We start from the raw sequence: 16,234 nt of genomic DNA, 5'->3' as shown, positions 1-16,234 counted from the left end.
GGGCCGGCCGGCGACGGGGCAGGGCTCGTCGGGTGTCGCCCCACCCCGAACGAATCCCGTCCTGCTTCCCACCGGGACAGCTCGCGCCCGCCTCTCACCATGAAGCCCCGGCTCATCCCGGCTTTCCCCGACGCACGGGGGTGAACGTGCCCGCCCCTGACGCTGAGGCCGCGTTCACCCCGGTTTCCCCACGACGCACGGGATTGAACGGGCGGGTTCCGCCGCATCCGCCGGCTCGGCTCGCCGGGGCTTCTTCCGACAGTCGGGGAGCCTGGCTCCGTTCAGTACGGGCCTTCGTGGGCCGAGTGCGCTGCGGCACTGTCCACTTCGCGGGAACGCCGGAGACGATGCGCACTCCAGGCCCGAACCGGGGTGCAGGCCGAGGGGAGTTACTCGGACTCTTCCGCCGCGACTTCACGGCTGTTGATCGCGTCGGCGATGGCGTAGGCGATACGGACGAAGGACTCCGCCTGCTGCGCCGACAGGTCCCGCGCGGAGGTCTCCTCCAGGGTCTGCCACATGGCCGCGATGGGCTCGCGCATGGCACGGCCCTTGTCGGTGAGGTGGACGACCATGACGCGCCGGTCGTGTTCGGCCGGCTCGCGCACGAGCAGGCCGGCGTCCTGCATGCGGCGCAGGGACTTGGAGACCGTGGAGTGGTCCAGGCCGACGCTTTCGAGCAGCTCGGACTGGGTCTGGCCGTCCCGGTCGAGGAGTTGCATCAGCAGCAGTTCCTGACCGGGATGCAGGTCCACCTCGCGGAGCATGGCGGCGGCGCGGGCGCGGTGAGCGCGGGCGAGCTGGAAGATCGCGTAGCTCATCGGCCCCTCGCTGGCCGTAGAGGGGGTGCGGTGGGTGGAGGCGGGCATGATGCGGTTCCTCAGACGGTGTGGGTGGGGTAGTCGGTGTAGCCGGCCACTCCGCCGCCGTAGAAGGTCGCCGGGTCGGGGGTGTTCAGCGGCGCGTCAGAGCGTAGCCGCTCGACCAGGTCCGGGTTGGCGAGCGCGAGGGCGCCGACGGAGACGAGGTCGGCCGTGCCGTGGTCGATGTCCTTGGCGCGGGTGGGCAGGTCCGTGCCGGCCCGGTTGAGGATCAGCGTGGTCGGCCACAGCGCGCGCAGGGTGCCCAGCAGCTCCTCGTCGCCCGCGTGCATCACGTGGAGGTAGGCGAGGCCGAGCGGACTGAGGGCGCGCAGGAGCGCCGGATACAGCTCGGCGGTGTCGGACTCGGCGATGTCGTTGTAGGGGTTGCCGGGGGAGATGCGCAGGCCGGTGCGGTCGGCGCCGATCTCCTCGGCCACCGCGGTGGCGACCTCCACGGCGAAGCGGATGCGGTTGTCGATGGAGCCGCCGTACTGGTCGGTGCGCTGGTTGGTGTTGTCGGAGAGGAACTGGTGCACGAGGTAGCCGTTGGCGCCGTGGATCTCTACGCCGTCGGCGCCTGCCGCGACGGCGGCCGCCGCGGCGCGGCGGAAGTCGTCGACGGTCGCCACGACCTCCTGCGTCGACAGCGCACGGGGCGTCGGCATCTCCTGGGGCCCGGACGCGGTGAACATCGCGCCCTGCGGCTGGACCGCCGAAGGGGCGACGGGCTGACGGCCGTGAGGGGTGTTGTCGGGGTGGGAGATGCGTCCGGTGTGCATCAGCTGGATGACGATCCGGCCGTCGGCCGCGTGCACGGCGTCGGTGACCTTGCGCCATCCGGCGATCTGATCGTCATTGTGGACGCCGGGGGTGAGGAGGTAGCCCTGGCCGTCGGCGTTGGGCTGGGTGCCCTCGGTGATGATGAGCGCGTGCGAGGCCCGCTGGGCGTAGTACTCGGCGTTCAGCTCGGTCGGTACGCCTTCGGGGGTGGAGCGGTCACGGGTCATGGGGGCCATGACCAGGCGGTGCGGGAGGGGGATGTCGCCGACGGTGGTCGGTGTCCACAGGGCGTGCAGCATGAGTGGTCCTTCGGTGCGGTGACGGTCAGGTGACGATCGGAACAAGAGGGAAGAACAAGGGGGAGAGGCGGGCGTGATCAGTCGAGGGTGAGGGCGAGCTTGCCCCGGACATGGCCGGCGTCGCTGACCTGCTGGGCCGTGGCGGCCTGGTCGAGCGGGTAGGCGGTGACGGTGGTGACGACCTTGCCGGTCGCGGCGTCCTGGGCCAGGGCGGACAGGCGGGCGGCCGAGCGTTCCTGGCCGCCGCTGGAGAAGGTGATGCCGAACTGTCGCGCGCGGAAGTCGGCGATGGTGACGATGCGCTCGGTGCCGCCGCGCAGGGCGATGGAGTCCTCCAGGGCTCCCTTCCCGGCCAGGTCGAACACCGCGTCCACGCCGTCGGGGGCGAGCGCCCGGACCCGCTCGACCAGGCCCTCGCCGTAAACCGTCGCGGTGGCGCCGAGCGAGGTGAGGTAGTCCTGGTTCGCGGGGCCGGCGGTGGCGATGACACGCGCTCCGCGGGCCGTGGCGAGCTGGACCGCCAGGGTGCCGACCGCTCCGGCCGCGCCGTGCATCAGTACGGTCTCCCCGGCGGCGACGCCCAGCAGGTCCAGGACCCGCTCGGCCGTCTCGCCCGCCACCGGCAGCGCGACCGCGTGCTGCCAGTCGAGGCCGGCGGGCTTGGGGGCCACGGTGGTGGCCAGCGCGAACTGGGCGTACGAGCCGGTGTCCGACCAGCCCAGCACCTCGTCACCCACCCGCACGTCCCGAACGCCCTCACCCAGGGCGTCCACCACGCCGGCGAGCTCGGCACCGGGGACGGCGGGGAGCGGCGTGGGGAACGCGGCCTCCATCGTCCCGGAGCGGATCTTGCCGTCCAGCGCGTTCAGCCCGGCCGCCCTGACGCGGACGCGGATCTGCCCGGGGCCGGGCTGCGGGACCTCGATGTCCGCCTCGTGCAGCACGTCCGTGCCTCCGAAACGGTCGAACAGGATGGCTTTCATGACGACTCCTCTCGTGTCGCCACCCATTTAGGTGGCTGGACACATAATCAAGGTAACAGCAAACATGTGGCTAGCCAAGTATTTGCTGTCGCTCGGGCTGCGCAAGAGCGAGCGATCGTGGTCGCGTCGGTCGCTTCGGGGCGGCTGTCGACATGGGAGGCGCCCCGCCGGAGCGCACCTTCCGCGACCAAGGGCTACCTCGACTGGAAGCTGGACGACGGGCCGGTCGGGCCCCGGCTGGCGGTGCGCGGCTTCTTTCTGGCCCAGGGTCCGGGTCGGCTCGCGGTTGGCCGCCGGACGGCCTCCAGCTCCGCGTCCTTCTCCTCCAGTCGAGCCAACGGCTCGGTGTCCGGCTGTTCCGGCAGGAGGTCTGGCGCCCTCGTACGGGCCGGCCTGATTGTGGAGTTCCCTGTTGGCGAGCGGTCGTTCAGGTCGGTACCGCTTCGTCGCTGAGGCGAGACGTGGTCCGCTGCCCAGGGCCGCCGAGCGCGCGCCGCTGGTGATCGCCGACGACGTGACGTGGCTCGACAAGGCCGACGCGGCCGTCGTCGGGTTCGTCGTACGGCGCGTCACGGACGCTCCGATGTCGAGCACGACCTCGCCCGACAGTGCGGCGGCGGGAAAGCTCCCGGCAAGGAGCCGGCGGGATGCTCACCACGACCCGGTCACCGGCGCGGGCCGCCTCGTCGGGTGTCGTGGCGCGGGCTCGCCGGCCGAGCTCGGCCACCGTCTCTGCCAGGGCCTGGGGGCCGCGGGATGTGGACAGGAGGGCGTCGGCCGACCGCGATCGCGAGCCGGGCGAGGTTCGCGACGAACGACGGCCTGCCGCGCCCCGGTCTCACCGCCGAGGATCTGGTTCTGTTCAGCGGCTCCCTGGGCCAGGCCGCCCTGACGACCGGCGACAGCCATCCGGGCCAGGGGCGCCGCCTCCTGCCGTATCTCCCTCGAAGAGACCGACCTCTCGCGGGAGGTCAGGCCGGCCGCGTTCGCCGACGATCCGGCCGTCGGTCATGTAGGAGAAGCTCATGGCCTGCACCGAGATCTTGTTGCCGAAGTGTCACCTGATGACCACCGGGTGACCGCCACCCGCCGGCCATTTTCTCGGATCCCGGGAAACGATGGGAGACGTCACCGCGAGTAACAAGCCGCCGAAGCACCGCGCGAACGCCCGAACGCCCGAACCGCGCTGGAAGGACATGTCATGACCGCTACCGCTCCCAAGGCTCCGACCGCACCAGGGGTGCGGTCCTGGTGGGGGATCCCCTACGCCACCGCCGAGCGGTATCGCCGCCCCGTGGTCGCGGACTTCGATCCAGACCGACCCTATGACCGCAAGGGCGTCGTCTCTGTCCAGCCCGACAGCGGCGACTGGCTCGAAGCGGACAGCGGGATGGGCGAGGACTGCCTGAACCTGAACGTGTGGGCCCCTGAGCAGCCGGCCGCCAAGGCGCTCCCGGTGACCGTGTACATCCACGGCGGCGGATTCGAGTTCGGCGCGAACACGCAAATCACCTCCAACGCCTCCGGTCTGGCCGCGTCGGGGCGCGTGGTGAGCGTGTCGGTCAACTACCGGCTCGGCGCCCTGGGCGCGCTCTCGCTCTCGCAATACGGCGGGCGGCTCGCCGAGGCCGGCAACCTTTTCCTGCAGGACGTCATCGCCGCGCTCACCTGGATCCGGCGGAACATCGCCCACTTCGGCGGCGACCCCGACAACGTCACCGTCTACGGCCACAGCGCCGGCGCCTACTCCACCTTCGGTCTGCTCGGCGCCTCCTCCGCCGACGGCCTGTACCGGCGACTGGCCGGGTTCTCCGGCGGGCCCGCTCGTAGCGTCCCGGCCTGGTGGGCCGAGGAGCTCGCGCACCTGTTCGTCACCGAACTCGGCGTGGCGGACAACCCGGAGAAGCTGCTCGACCTCGACGCGGTCTCCCTGACGGGCGCCCTGCGCAAGGTCGCCCCGACGGATCTCGGAGTCCGCGGCGGGGTGGACAACAAGGCCACCGGAGTCGTCCTGGACATCGGGCAGCCCGGCGCGGTGGTGCACGCCCATCCCATGGACGTCCTCGCCTCGGGCGCGCATCGCGATGTCGACGTGCTGCTGAGCATGGCGAGTGACGACATGGGGTGGTGGGTGGCGAACGACCTCGACCGCTTCGACCCGCACACCCTCGACCGCGTCGTCGACGAGGTCGCGGGGTGGCGTATTTCCCGCTCCCGCGCGCGGAAGATCGTCGACGCCTACGACCAGGGCGGCCGTACCCCGGCCGAGGTCCGCGCCGCGGTCATGGCGGACTACCTCTTCGCGCTCCCGGCCGCCCGCGGCGCCCTGGCGCACGCCGCCGCGGGCGGCAATGCCCATCTCCTGACGATCGGGCCAGCCGAGGGCGCGCCCGCGGTGCACGGCACCGAGATGTACGCCCTGGTCGGCCAGGAACAGCCGGGCCGCAGTGCCGAACAGGCCGAGCGTGACACGCGGATCCGCGACATCGTGCTCGACTTCGCCACCGGTGAGCGGTCCCGTCTGTGGCCCGCCGTCACGGACAAGCCCACCTCGGGAAGCGTCGGCAACCCGCCCTTCGAGGCCACCGCCCACTACCAGCAGGCCCTCGGCCTGTGGGAGGGCATCGACCGTCCCTGACGGCCGGCGGGACGCCATCCGGAACAGCGCACCAAGGGGGCGACGCAGAGTGAGGAACTCGGTATGAGCCAACCGAAAGCAGCCGGCGACGCCGCACCGGCGACGATGCGGGCCGTCGTCGTCACCCGGCCCGGCGGCATCGACGCACTGGAGATCAAGGATGTGCCGGTGCCCGTCCGCAAGCCCGGCTGGGTGCGGATCAGGGTGAAGGCGTTCGGCGTCAACGAGTCCGAGGTCACCACCCGCAAGGGCGAGTCGGACGCGGAGGTCACCTACCCGCGCGTGCCCGGCATCGAGGGCGTCGGCGTGGTCGACGAGGCCGACGAGGACAGCGGGCTGCGGCCAGGACAGCAGGTGGCCACGATGATGGGCGGCATGGGCCGCTCGTACGACGGCGCGTACGCCCAGTACGTCACCGTCCCCGCCGGGCAGGTCATCCCGTTCGAGACCAGCCTGCCGTGGGACGTCGTCGGCGCGCTGCCCGAGATGTTCCAGACCGCCTACGGATCCCTGACCCGCGGCCTGGACCTCAAGGCCGGGCAGACGCTGCTGATCCGCGGCGGCACCTCCACGGTCGGGCTGAGCGCGGCCACCATCGCGAAGGACCTCGGCGCCACCGTCATCTCCACCACCCGCAGCCCCGGCCGGGCCGGGGAACTGCGGGCCGCGGGCGTCGACCATCCCCTCGTCGACAACGGCACCCTCGCCGACCAGGTGCGCGAGCTGATCCCGGACGGCGTCGACGCCGCCCTGGAACTGGTCGGCTGCTCGGTCCTCCCCGACACCCTCAACGCCGTCCGCCGGCACGGCACCGTCTGCTTCACCGGAGCCCTGGCAGGCCAGTGGTCCATCCCGGACTTCACCCCGTTCATGATCCCCTTCGGGGTACGCCTGACCTCCTACGGCGGTCAGGCCGGCGACCTCCCGGCCGACGTCTTCGCCCACCAGCTCCAGGCCATCGCCGCCGGACGCCTCAACGTCCCGGTCGCGAAGGTCTACCACGGCCTGGAGCAGGTCCGGGACGCCCAGGCCGACCTCGAATCCGGTACCACGCCGGGCAAGCACGTCGTCGTCCTGGACGACTGAGAACTGATCGCGGAACGCGACAAGGTCATCGCGCACGTCAACTCGATCTCCTCGCACCTGACAGTCTGCCCGTGCATGCCTCGCGGAGGAGGCCAGGGAGGAGAGAGTCAATCACCGCAACGGCTACCGCCCGCGCGAGTGGGACGCCCTCGCCGACACGGTCGAACGGGCAATCCCCAAGCTGCAGCAGGGCAGTACTTCCCTCACTGTCGAAGTCCCAGGTCTCCGCGATGGCGGAACGCGGTGACCTGCCCGTCCAGGCGCCGGGCCCGCTCCGGACCCGATGAATCCCTGCGAGATGCCATACCAAACGGTTCGGTTTGACTAATGGAGTGGGCCACGCGTACGGTCAATACCAATCGGTTTGGTTTGGGGGTGGGTCGGGCTGAGTACCGCAGAGGCTCTTCAGCGGTCGCCGCGCCGCCACTGGCCTGCCGCCGATCGCGGAGCCCCCCCGGGCCGCGGGCAGCAGCGGCTCGTCGCTGCGCCGACCGAACGACGAACGCAGCAAGGAGAAGTCGATGAGCGACACCGTCGTGTACGCCCTGTTCCACTACCGCGTGAAGCCCGGCATGGAAGACCGCTTCCAGGACTATCTGGCCAAGGTCCTCCCGGTCACCGAGGCCCAGGAGCCGTACATCCTCGGCTACGAGATCTTCCAGGCGCCCGACGGCTCGTACTTCCAGCACGAGCACTACGAGAACGAGGAGGCCGTCTGGAAGCACATGGAACTCACCGCCGACGGCCAGAAGGACTGGGCCGAGGCCGCCGAGATGATCCAGCTCACGATGGTCGGCAACCTCACCCAGAAGTTCCGCGACACGTTCCTCGGAGGCAAGGGCACCGACTTCAAGCCCTTCCGCAGCATCAGCCGCTGATACCCGGGCCGCCGCCCATCGCCACGAACCCGCCTCGGAACCGGTCCGAACAGGCCGTGGGCGCCGGGTTCGTGGCCGTTCCGCGTTTCGGATCGCCCGACCCCGGGAGAGGAGATCTGACTGCACGGCTCGCAAACCGAACTGTTTGGTCGCCTATCTTGTCCCTATGCCTCGCTCCGCCGTCTCCCGTAAGAAGACCTCGAACTCCCCTACCGCCGACACCCGGCAGCGGATCCTCGCCGCGGCGAAGGATGAGTTCGCCCGATACGGCATCGCCGGCGCCCGAGTGGACCGCCTCGCCAAGCAGGCGCGGACCAGCAAGGAACGGGTCTACGCCTACTTCAGCAGCAAAGAGGCCCTCTACCACCACATCACCGGGCACGAAACGGCCGCGCTCATCGAGGCCACCCGCATGGACCCTGCGGACCTGCCCGGCTACGCAGGCATCCTCTTCGACCACTTCACGGCCCACCCGGACCACTATCGGCTCATCACCTGGGGCCGCCTCGAACTCGCCGACGGCGAAGCCGACAGCGACACGGTTGACCCCCTGCTCACCACCATCACCGGCAAGGTCGAACAGCTCCGCGACGCGCAGCGCGCCGGCCTGATCGATCCCGCCTGGGATCCGGTCGACGTACTCGCCTTGATCAACCAGATCGCCACCACCTGGGCAGGTCAGCCGGAGATCGGCGCCGCCGCGGCCAAGCTGGCCGCAGACACCTCCGTCGGCGCACGCCGTGCGGCCCTGGTCACCGCCGTCGAGCGCCTTTTCCCCCGCCCGCGCTGAGCCTCGGGCCGCCGAACTCCGAAAAATCCGCATCGCGCCTCAGCGCTGCTACAGCAAACCCGCGAGCCAGGCGCCACCACCGAGGGTGAGCGCGGTGCAGGTGACCGCCCCCAGGGAGACGAGCGGCAGCGGGCCATCCCCGGCTGTTCGATGCTTCCACGACGATCAGCGGCCTTGGCGATCCGGTCACGGACCGAGTCTGCACGGATTGAGGGGCTCATACCTCCAAACCATCCGACCAAACCGTTTGGTTTGACGACGGGCGGTGGTCGGCATAGGCTTCAAACCGAACTGTTTGGTTTAACGTCAGGGAGATCCTCATGCAGCACAGGACACTCGGCACTCAGGGCCTGACTGTCTCGGTGATCGGCTACGGCTCGATGGGCCTGACCATGGCCTACGGCCCGGGTGACGAGGAGGCGGGTGTCGCCGCCATCCGCCGCGCCCATGACCTGGGCGTCACCTTCTTCGACACCGCCGAGCTCTACGGCTTCGGCACCGGCTCCAACGAGATCCTGGTCGGCAAGGCGGTCAAGGACTTCCGCGACGAGGTGGTCCTGGCCACCAAGTTCGGGTTCGACCTGTCCGACCTGTCCCAGGGATTCGGTGCCCTCAACAGTCGCCCCGACAACATTCGCAAGGTCGCCGACAACAGCCTGCGCTACCTGGGCGTCGACCAGATCGACGTCTTCTATCAGCACCGGGTCGACCCGGACGTGCCGATCGAGGAGGTCGCAGGCACCGTCAAGGAACTGATCGACGCGGGCAAGGTGAAGTACTTCGGCCTGAGCGAGGCGGGCCCGGAGACGATCCGCAAGGCGCACGCCGTCCAGCCGGTCTCGGTCCTGCAGACCGAGTACTCGCTCTTCGAGCGCGAGGTCGAACACCTCTTCCCGCTCCTCCAGGAGCTCGGCATCGGCTTTGTCCCCTATTCGCCCCTCGGCCGCGGTTTCATCACCGGTACCGCGAAGCCCGCGGGACAGTACGACGCCACCGATATGCGCAACACCGACCCGCGCTGGCAGTCCGGCAACTTCGAGAAGAACGTGGACGCCGTGGATCGACTCGGCAAGTTGGCCACTTCCAAGGGCGTCACCGTCTCCCAGCTCGCCCTGGCCTGGCTGCTCGCTCAGGGCGACCAGATCGTCCCGATCCCGGGAACCCGCAGCGCCGCCCGTATGGAGGAGAACGCCGGCGCCGCCGACGTCGCCCTCACCGAGGCCGACCTCGCCGCGATCCGCGAGATCCTCCCGAACGGTGGATTCGGCGCCCGCTACGCCGAAGAGCATGCCCCCAACTGGGTCTGACCCCAGCCCAGTTGGTAGACCTACCCGCGCCTTGCGTCCCGGACTGCGAACGCGGCCGGGGTGAGGCCGGTGCGGTCGCGGAAGAAGCGGCCGAAGTTCGCGGGGTCGGTGAAGCCGAGGTGGACGGCCACCGTCCGGGCATCCCACCGGGCAGCTCCCAGCAGGCGCCGGGCTTCCAGGAGGCGCCGCTCGTCGATGAGTTCACGCACCCCCTTGCCGGTGGCGTCCCGGGCGGCACGGCTGAGGGTGCGGACCGAGCAGCCGAGCAGTTCGGCGTAGTCCGCGGCTTGGTGCAGCTCGCGAAAGTGCAGCTCCAGGGCGTCCAGGAAGCGTCCGTACCTGTCGGCACGGCCCGTGCCGGCCGCGGCCGTGCCATCGAGGGCGATGTCCGGGGAGTTGGCCAGGCGCAGCAACAGCGATTCGAGCAGGCTGCGACGCAGGGCGTGGTGGACGTCGAGGGGGCGGCGCCCCAGTGCGCGGTGTTCGTCCAGTAGCTGGAGTGCCGTCTGCTGGAGCCAGGCGGTGTCGTCGGGGTGCGGGCTGAGCACGGCGGGGGCCTCGTGCGCGGTGAGCGGGGCCAGGAGACGGGCGAGGTCGGGCCGCAGCACGCCCGGTTCGAACAGGATGAACGGGCCGCGGGCCGCGCCGGGCGGATGCCAGCACTGCGCGTGCCCGGGACGTACCCACAGCCACTGGCCGGGGGCCACCGTCCGCGTGACGTAGTCGACGTCGTGCCGCAACTCACCCTCGGTGACCAGGATCAGGTAGTGGAAGGTGGCACGTCCCGGACGGGGCGGGTTCCACGGCCAGTCGTCGTGCTGGGCGAAGAAGTCCTCGACGGTGCTCACCTCCAGGCCGTAGGGAGTACCGACCGGGGGCTGGAAACCGTACAGCGGAACCTCAGCTGGTCCGGCCTGCCTGCTCGGCCCGGAGTGTCGCTTGTCGACCATCACGTGTCCGCAGCCTACCGGCCTCCTTGTCGGGTTCGAGGGAAGGATGGGACGTGCCGCCGCGACCACCCTCTTGAGGAAGGCACCGCCCCATGAACGGAACGGATCTGCACAAGACCGCCGTCGACTGCGCCGAAGGACTTCCCGGAGCAGCGCTGGAGCATCCCTTCGGCCCCGACTGGGAGGTCTACAAGGTGCGCGGCAAGGTCTTCATGCTGATGACCGAGGTCCCCGGGCGTCCCGTCGTGATCCTCAAGGCGGACCCCGGTGAGGCCCACGCCCTGCGGGAGCAGTACAGCCACATCACCCCGGGCTACCACATGAACAAGAAGCACTGGATCACGCTGGAGGGCGGGGCAGGCGTCGACAAGGAGCTCGTCGGGGAACTCGTCACCGAGTCGTACCGGCTCGTCGTCGCTCACCTGCCCAAGGCGGAGCAGCCCGTCGACCCGAACACGTACGGCAGCGGAAGGCGGGCGGCCCGATGAGCGCGGCCGGCGACCGGCTCCAGGACACGGCCCGCCGGGCGGCACTGACCCTCCCCGACGTCAGCCACGGATACCCCTTCACTCCCGGACTCGACGTGTACAAGGTCGCGGGCAGGGTGTTCCTGATCGTCACCGACGACCCGGACGAGCAGATCATCACGGTCAAGTGCGAACCCGAACACGCCCGCGCTCACGTACGCGGCTACGCCTCGATCACCCCGGGCCACTACCTCGACAAACGGCACTGGATCTCCCTCGGGCCTGGTCCCGGCATCACCGAGCGGCTGGTCACCGACGCGGTCGAGAACTCCTACGACCTGGTCACCAAGCGGCTGCCGCGACGCGACCGCCCCGGTGTCCGATGAGCGCCGCGAGCTTCCCCGCGAGCGGCTGAGCCCCCGCCTGTCAGTGTCCCGTGCAAGGCTCGTCACATCCGCGGACGCCCGCCTCACACCACCCGAGAGACCGATGGAACCGACCGAAGCGACCCTGCCGCTCTTCGGCGAGGAGCCCGCCCGGCCCCTCGCCGACCGCCTGCGCCCCACCCGGCTGGAAGATGTCGTCGGGCAGGACCACCTCCTTGCCCGGGACGCCCCGCTGGGCCGCATGGTCGCCCAGCAGCGCCTCGGCTCCGCCATCCTGTGGGGCCCGCCCGGCGTCGGGAAGACCACCATCGCCCGGCTCCTCGCGGACGCCGGCAACCTGGCCTTCGAGCCGGTGTCGGCCACCTTCTCCGGCGTGGCCGATCTGCGCAAGGTCTTCGCCGCCGCACGAAGCCGACGCGGCATCGGCCAGGGCACCCTGCTGTTCGTCGACGAGATCCACCGCTTCAACCGCGCCCAGCAGGACAGCTTCCTGCCCTACGTCGAGGACGGCACCGTCACCCTGATCGGCGCCACCACGGAGAACCCGAGCTTCGAACTCAACGGCGCCCTCCTCTCCCGCACCCAGGTCCTCGTCCTCAAACGCCTCGACGAAGCCGCGCTGTCCACGCTCCTCGACCGCGCCGAGCAGCTCACCGGCCACCATCTGCCCCTGGACGACGACGCCCGCCGCGCCCTGATCGCCATGGCCGACGGCGACGGCCGCTACCTCCTCAACATGGCCGAACAGCTCCAAGCCCTCCCGGTCACCGAAACCACCCTGGACACCGCCGGGCTCGCCCACCACATCCAGCAGCGCGCCCCGCTGTACGACAAGGCGCAGGAGGGCCACTACAACCTGATCTCCGCGCTGCACAAGTCGATGCGCGGCTCCGACCCGGACGCGGCCCTGTACTGGCTCGCCCGCATGCTCGACGGCGGCGAGGACCCGCTGTTCGTCGCCCGCCGCCTGGTCCGCTTCGCGAACGAGGACATCGGCATGGCCGACCCGCACGCCGTCCAGCAGGCACTCGCCGCCTGGGACGTGTACGAGCGACTCGGCTCCCCCGAGGGCGAGTTGGCGATCGCCCAGGCCGTCGTCTACCTCGCCACCGCCCCCAAGTCCATCGCCGTCTACCGCGGCTTCAACGCCGCACACCGATCAGCCCGGCACACCGGCTCACTCGTGCCGCCCGCCCACATCCTCAACGCCCCGACCCGGCTGATGAAAGACCTCGGCTACGGCAAGGACTACCAGTACGACCCGGACACAGCCGACGGCTTCTCCGGCGACGACTACTTCCCCGACGACATGGACCGCGAGACGTACTACCAGCCCACCCGCAACGGCTACGAAGCCCAGATCACCGAGCGCCTGCGCCACTGGGCCACCCTGCGCGCCCGCAGGCAACGCGGCTGACCACCCGTCCCCGTCGGACCCGGAGCTCGCACCCGTCGAGGAGGCGCTGGGTGATGTCGCAGCTCGCGACGAGGCCGGCGGTGATCCTGCCTCCCGTTCGGCGGTGTTCTGGCGGAGCAGGACACGGGCGAGGGCGGAGGTGTCGATGAGGTAGCCGGCGACGGTCACCCGTACGCCCCAGTGCTGTGGTCGTCGGTCGCCGCGCCCGCGATTGTCAAGCCGTAGGCCGATGTCCAGAGCGCCCACGGCCACCAGTTCGCGGGCCTCGTCGAGTGCCCGCGGGCGCCGGTAGCGGGCACTTGACTTCCCGCAGCGCGGTTGTGGGTGCCGCGGCGGATGGATGGCGTGGCGGCGTCGGTCCTTGCGCCTGACTACCGGCGGATCGTGGCGGTGCTGGAGTCGGAAGCCGGCCGGGAGGGCATGCGCTGCCGGCAACTGGCCGCAGCCCTGGGGCTGGAGGCCGTCCCGGCGAGGTGGAGGGGCTGCGTCACCTGGTGCGTGACTACGAGACGCTGCCGGCCAACAGCCAGGCCGGAACCGGCAGCAACGGCCGCACCACCCGCCACTCCGCCTCCGTCATGCGGAGCCATGACTCGGGATGCGGTCCGGCCCGTCCGCCGCGTCGCCGGACCTGTGCGCGAGGCAGTCACACGACAGGGACGCCGAGTTGGACTCCACACGCGCGGACGCGAAAAACTGCGGCGACAGGGCCTCCTGGCGATCGGTTTGGTTCGCAACCCCGAACTACCAAGAGGCCCTGCTGTCATGCGTCGGCTTTCACGCGATCACCCGATCAGGAACCCTGTTCGACCAGGCCAGCCCTGTGATCGACAAGCGGATGACGTCTCAGCACAGACAAGGATCCGTACCGTGCCCCAGGCCGATGATGTCGCCGTCCCTCAGCGCGCCGGAGTAGGCCTGTACCTCGTCCACGTCGCCATGCAGGTACTCGCCCCAGCTGTCACCGGACCTGGCCCTGCCGATCTGGAGGGCACCGGTGCTGTGCCAGCCGTTGGGGAGGCTCGCGGTCGCCTCGGCGTTGGTATAGCCGTCGAGGTAGAGCTTGATCGTGTCGGTGGCGTCGTCGTAGACCACGGCGAGGCGATGGCCTTGGCCCTCGCCTCCGTCCGCGCCCACGATCTGGGACACCACCTTCTCGGGGGCTCCGGCCTCGTCCTTCTCCGGCATCACCAGTTGCCAGGCGTGCGTGGACGGCTCGTAGCGCACCTTGAAGGCGTCGGTGTGCTCGCCGGCCTGCGAGAGCACGGTCATCGGGTGGGCGGGCTCGGAGTCCGCGAGGCGTACGACGACGCCGAGAGTGAAACTGTCCCCGGTGTCCACGACGGGCCCGTCGGCAGCGGCGTACCCGCTCTCGCCGTCCAGCAGCAGGTGCCCGTCACCGACGAGTGGCGGCGGCACGTAGGTGCAGTCCGGGTCGATGTCCGGGATGCAGGAGTCGTCGGAGCCTCGGTAGATCGAGGCCCCTGTGCCGAGCCGCAGCGGCGTGCCGCCCGACTGCTCCGGGCTCGCCCCGTCCGTCGCGTTCTCCAGCGACCAGTGGCCGAGCAACTTCGGCTTGCGGTAGGCCAGTTCGGCTACCTCGTCCGGCACCGCGACCCGGTCGTGAACCTGTACGTCACCGATGTCCCCGTGCCACTGGTCCCCATAGCCGGCAGTCCTGAGGGCGCGCCCGATCTGGAAAGCGCCGGCCGCCTCGGCGGGAGTCGCGTCGGCCGCGGTCCCGGCCTCGTGGCCGTTGACGTACAGCCGCGCCTTTCCGGTCTCGGCGTCGTACAGCCCCAGCAGATGGGCCCACTCGCCGGTCTCGGGGGCGCCGCCGGACACCTGCGCGCCGCCGATCGCGAACGACCAGGCGGGCCCGGAGTCCTGGTGGCGCAGCCCGAGGTCGAAGCCGGGCGCCCCGTCGGCATCCTGGCTGACGACGGTCATGTTCCGGTCGGTTTCGGCGGGCCGTACCCACGCGCTCACCGCGAAGGTCTTACGGATGTCGGTCGCCGGGGCGTCCGGGGTGAGAAAGGCGTGGTCGCTGCCGTCGAGGCCGACCGTGGCGGTGGCCGTGGTGCCGGTGGGCGCCGGGCCGCCGAAGGTCACGCCGGTCCCGGCACGGGCGGCGGTGCCGCTCTCGGCGGCGGCCGACTGGGAGTCCGCCGGGTCGTCCAGCTTCCAGCGGGCGACGGGAGCGCGGCCGGCCTTCACGTTGAAGTCGTAATGCGACTCCCCGCTGCTTCGGCCCGACCGGTCGATCGCGCGGACCGTCAGCGACTTGGGTCCCTCGGAGAGCGGGAGGTACGGAATGGTCACGGCCGCGCCCGGCCGTTCCGCGGAGACGGTGCCGTAAGGGCCGCCCGTGAAGCCGTACGTGTACGACACCACGTCGTCGGAAGGCGAGTCCACGGTGAAGTGGCCGTAGACGCCCACTCCGTCCACCCAGAACACGTCCTCCGGGTTGGGGTATTCGGGAGAGGCGATCGTCGGCTTCTCCGGGCTCACGTCGTCGTACACGAAGGAGCAGACCGAGCCGTCGCCCTCGTCGCTCCACGTGGAGGTCGCCTTGCCGTCGTTCGCGCGGACATGCCAGGAGACGACGGTGTTCGCCGGGATGTCGTTCGGCATCGTCCAGTACTGGCGCGACCCCGAGGAAAGAGTGACGGTGGTGTAGGTACGCTGCTGTTGCACTCCGGCCGCGTCCGTCCACCAGGCTTCGAACTCGCCACTGAGCGGGCTGTCTTCGGAGGGCTGGTTGTCCTCCTCCGGGTCGTACAGCACTGCGCTGAGCCTGGGCGGCGTCGAAACGTACGGTGTGTCGTCACCGGTCGCGCATGCCTTGCCTCCCGACTGGAGGTCTTGGACAAGCGGCTGATTCGGCGGCAGGTTGTCCACCGCGTACGCCGTCCCGGCAGCCGTGGCCAACAGCGCCGCCGCACAGCCCCCCACCACCGTGCGTCTGCGTCTGCCTGTCCTTGTGAATCTGGTCAAGTGGCCCTCCCCTGTGAGTACTTGATGCTCGTGGATCACACGAGCGCCTGAAGCTAACAGAGACCACTGACAGCACGGAAAGAGTTTCCTGGTCTCCTGGCCGACCTGTTCTGTTCCAGAACTTCGGTGTCGTCGAAGCAGAACAACCAACAACGCCGGGGAGGCTCGGCGAGGGCACGGAAGTTCCGCTCAATCTGCTGGTTGCGCGGCATCGGCTGCGTCCAACGGGGCTCCCGGCCGAGCACCGGGCCGATGGCCAGGCCGCCTTCGTCACCGGTGTCGGCTCCGGAAAGGGCCCGGCCACTGCCTGTGCCTTCGCTGGATCCGGGACCGCTGTCGCCCTCCGGCGATATCGACGCGAGTGGCGTGGACGCGGCTGAGTGGCAGTTTCGG

Annotated in this window: 14 protein-coding genes and 1 pseudogene; 9 read left to right on the top strand and 6 right to left on the bottom strand. The window is 70.3% G+C overall.

The features are described 5' to 3' along the window. Nucleotides 1-389: 389 nt before the first annotated feature. The 4 genes from AC31A1_RS11155 to AC31A1_RS11140 all read right to left on the bottom strand — a co-directional run bounded on the left by AC31A1_RS11155 (nt 390) and on the right by AC31A1_RS11140 (nt 3,652). A complete protein-coding gene (locus AC31A1_RS11155) occupies nt 390-869 on the bottom strand; it encodes a MarR family winged helix-turn-helix transcriptional regulator (protein WP_489653123.1) in 480 nt (159 codons plus the stop codon). A gap of 11 nt (nt 870-880) precedes the next feature. Continuing rightward, nucleotides 881-1,942, bottom strand: a complete 1,062-nt coding sequence (locus tag AC31A1_RS11150; protein ID WP_489653122.1) for an alkene reductase — start codon at nt 1,940-1,942, stop codon at nt 881-883. Nucleotides 1,943-2,019: 77 nt separating this feature from the next. Beyond that, on the bottom strand, nt 2,020-2,925 hold the full coding sequence (locus AC31A1_RS11145; protein WP_489653121.1) for an NADP-dependent oxidoreductase: 906 nt from the start codon (nt 2,923-2,925) through the stop codon (nt 2,020-2,022). Between the two features lie 427 nt (nt 2,926-3,352). After that, nucleotides 3,353-3,652 (bottom strand): hypothetical protein, encoded by a 300-nt coding sequence (locus AC31A1_RS11140; protein ID WP_489653120.1) that lies wholly within the window; start codon nt 3,650-3,652, stop codon nt 3,353-3,355. 474 nt (nt 3,653-4,126) lie between these two features. On the opposite strand from AC31A1_RS11140, the gene AC31A1_RS11135 reads away from it, so the two are divergent. The 6 genes and pseudogenes from AC31A1_RS11135 to AC31A1_RS11110 all read left to right on the top strand — a co-directional run bounded on the left by AC31A1_RS11135 (nt 4,127) and on the right by AC31A1_RS11110 (nt 9,624). After that, nucleotides 4,127-5,563 carry a carboxylesterase family protein gene (locus AC31A1_RS11135; RefSeq protein WP_489653119.1) on the top strand — a complete coding sequence of 479 codons (1,437 nt, stop codon included), beginning with the start codon at nt 4,127-4,129 and terminating at the stop codon, nt 5,561-5,563. A 63-nt stretch (nt 5,564-5,626) separates the two neighbouring features. Next, nucleotides 5,627-6,649, top strand: a complete 1,023-nt coding sequence (locus AC31A1_RS11130) for an alcohol dehydrogenase catalytic domain-containing protein (RefSeq protein WP_489653118.1) — start codon at nt 5,627-5,629, stop codon at nt 6,647-6,649. 76 nt (nt 6,650-6,725) lie between these two features. After that, a pseudogene (locus AC31A1_RS11125) lies at nt 6,726-6,895 on the top strand (transposase); the annotation flags it as partial. A 275-nt stretch (nt 6,896-7,170) separates the two neighbouring features. Beyond that, the gene (locus AC31A1_RS11120) at nt 7,171-7,527 is read left to right on the top strand and encodes a putative quinol monooxygenase (RefSeq protein ID WP_489653117.1); all 357 of its coding nucleotides are present in this window, start codon (nt 7,171-7,173) and stop codon (nt 7,525-7,527) included. A 166-nt stretch (nt 7,528-7,693) separates the two neighbouring features. Further along, nucleotides 7,694-8,317: a TetR family transcriptional regulator gene (locus tag AC31A1_RS11115; protein WP_489653116.1), complete on the top strand. Its 624-nt coding sequence runs from the start codon at nt 7,694-7,696 to the stop codon at nt 8,315-8,317. A gap of 320 nt (nt 8,318-8,637) precedes the next feature. After that, nucleotides 8,638-9,624 carry an aldo/keto reductase gene (locus AC31A1_RS11110; RefSeq protein ID WP_489653115.1) on the top strand — a complete coding sequence of 329 codons (987 nt, stop codon included), beginning with the start codon at nt 8,638-8,640 and terminating at the stop codon, nt 9,622-9,624. A gap of 20 nt (nt 9,625-9,644) precedes the next feature. On the opposite strand, the gene AC31A1_RS11105 is transcribed toward AC31A1_RS11110, so the two are convergent. After that, nucleotides 9,645-10,577 carry a helix-turn-helix domain-containing protein gene (locus AC31A1_RS11105; RefSeq protein ID WP_489653114.1) on the bottom strand — a complete coding sequence of 311 codons (933 nt, stop codon included), beginning with the start codon at nt 10,575-10,577 and terminating at the stop codon, nt 9,645-9,647. 89 nt (nt 10,578-10,666) lie between these two features. On the opposite strand from AC31A1_RS11105, the gene AC31A1_RS11100 reads away from it, so the two are divergent. The 3 genes from AC31A1_RS11100 (at nt 10,667) to AC31A1_RS11090 (ending at nt 12,844) form a co-directional block, all read left to right on the top strand. Further along, a complete protein-coding gene (locus AC31A1_RS11100) occupies nt 10,667-11,062 on the top strand; it encodes an MmcQ/YjbR family DNA-binding protein (protein WP_489653113.1) in 396 nt (131 codons plus the stop codon). Next, entirely contained in the window at nt 11,059-11,427 is a 369-nt protein-coding gene (locus AC31A1_RS11095; RefSeq protein ID WP_489653112.1) for an MmcQ/YjbR family DNA-binding protein, read from the top strand. Before AC31A1_RS11100 ends, AC31A1_RS11095 begins: the two co-directional genes overlap by 4 nt. 103 nt (nt 11,428-11,530) lie before the next feature. After that, complete coding sequence (locus AC31A1_RS11090) at nt 11,531-12,844, top strand: replication-associated recombination protein A (protein ID WP_489653111.1); 1,314 nt, start codon at nt 11,531-11,533, stop codon at nt 12,842-12,844. A gap of 846 nt (nt 12,845-13,690) precedes the next feature. Here the strand turns inward: AC31A1_RS11090 and AC31A1_RS11085 are convergent. Continuing rightward, the gene (locus AC31A1_RS11085) at nt 13,691-15,802 is read right to left on the bottom strand and encodes a LamG domain-containing protein (RefSeq protein WP_489653125.1); all 2,112 of its coding nucleotides are present in this window, start codon (nt 15,800-15,802) and stop codon (nt 13,691-13,693) included. Nucleotides 15,803-16,234: the final 432 nt, after the last annotated feature.

It is taken from the genome of Streptomyces sp. P5F9, assembly GCF_057961495.1.
Note: the sequence above shows the minus strand (reverse complement) of the source record. Positions and strands in the feature narration are given on the sequence as shown.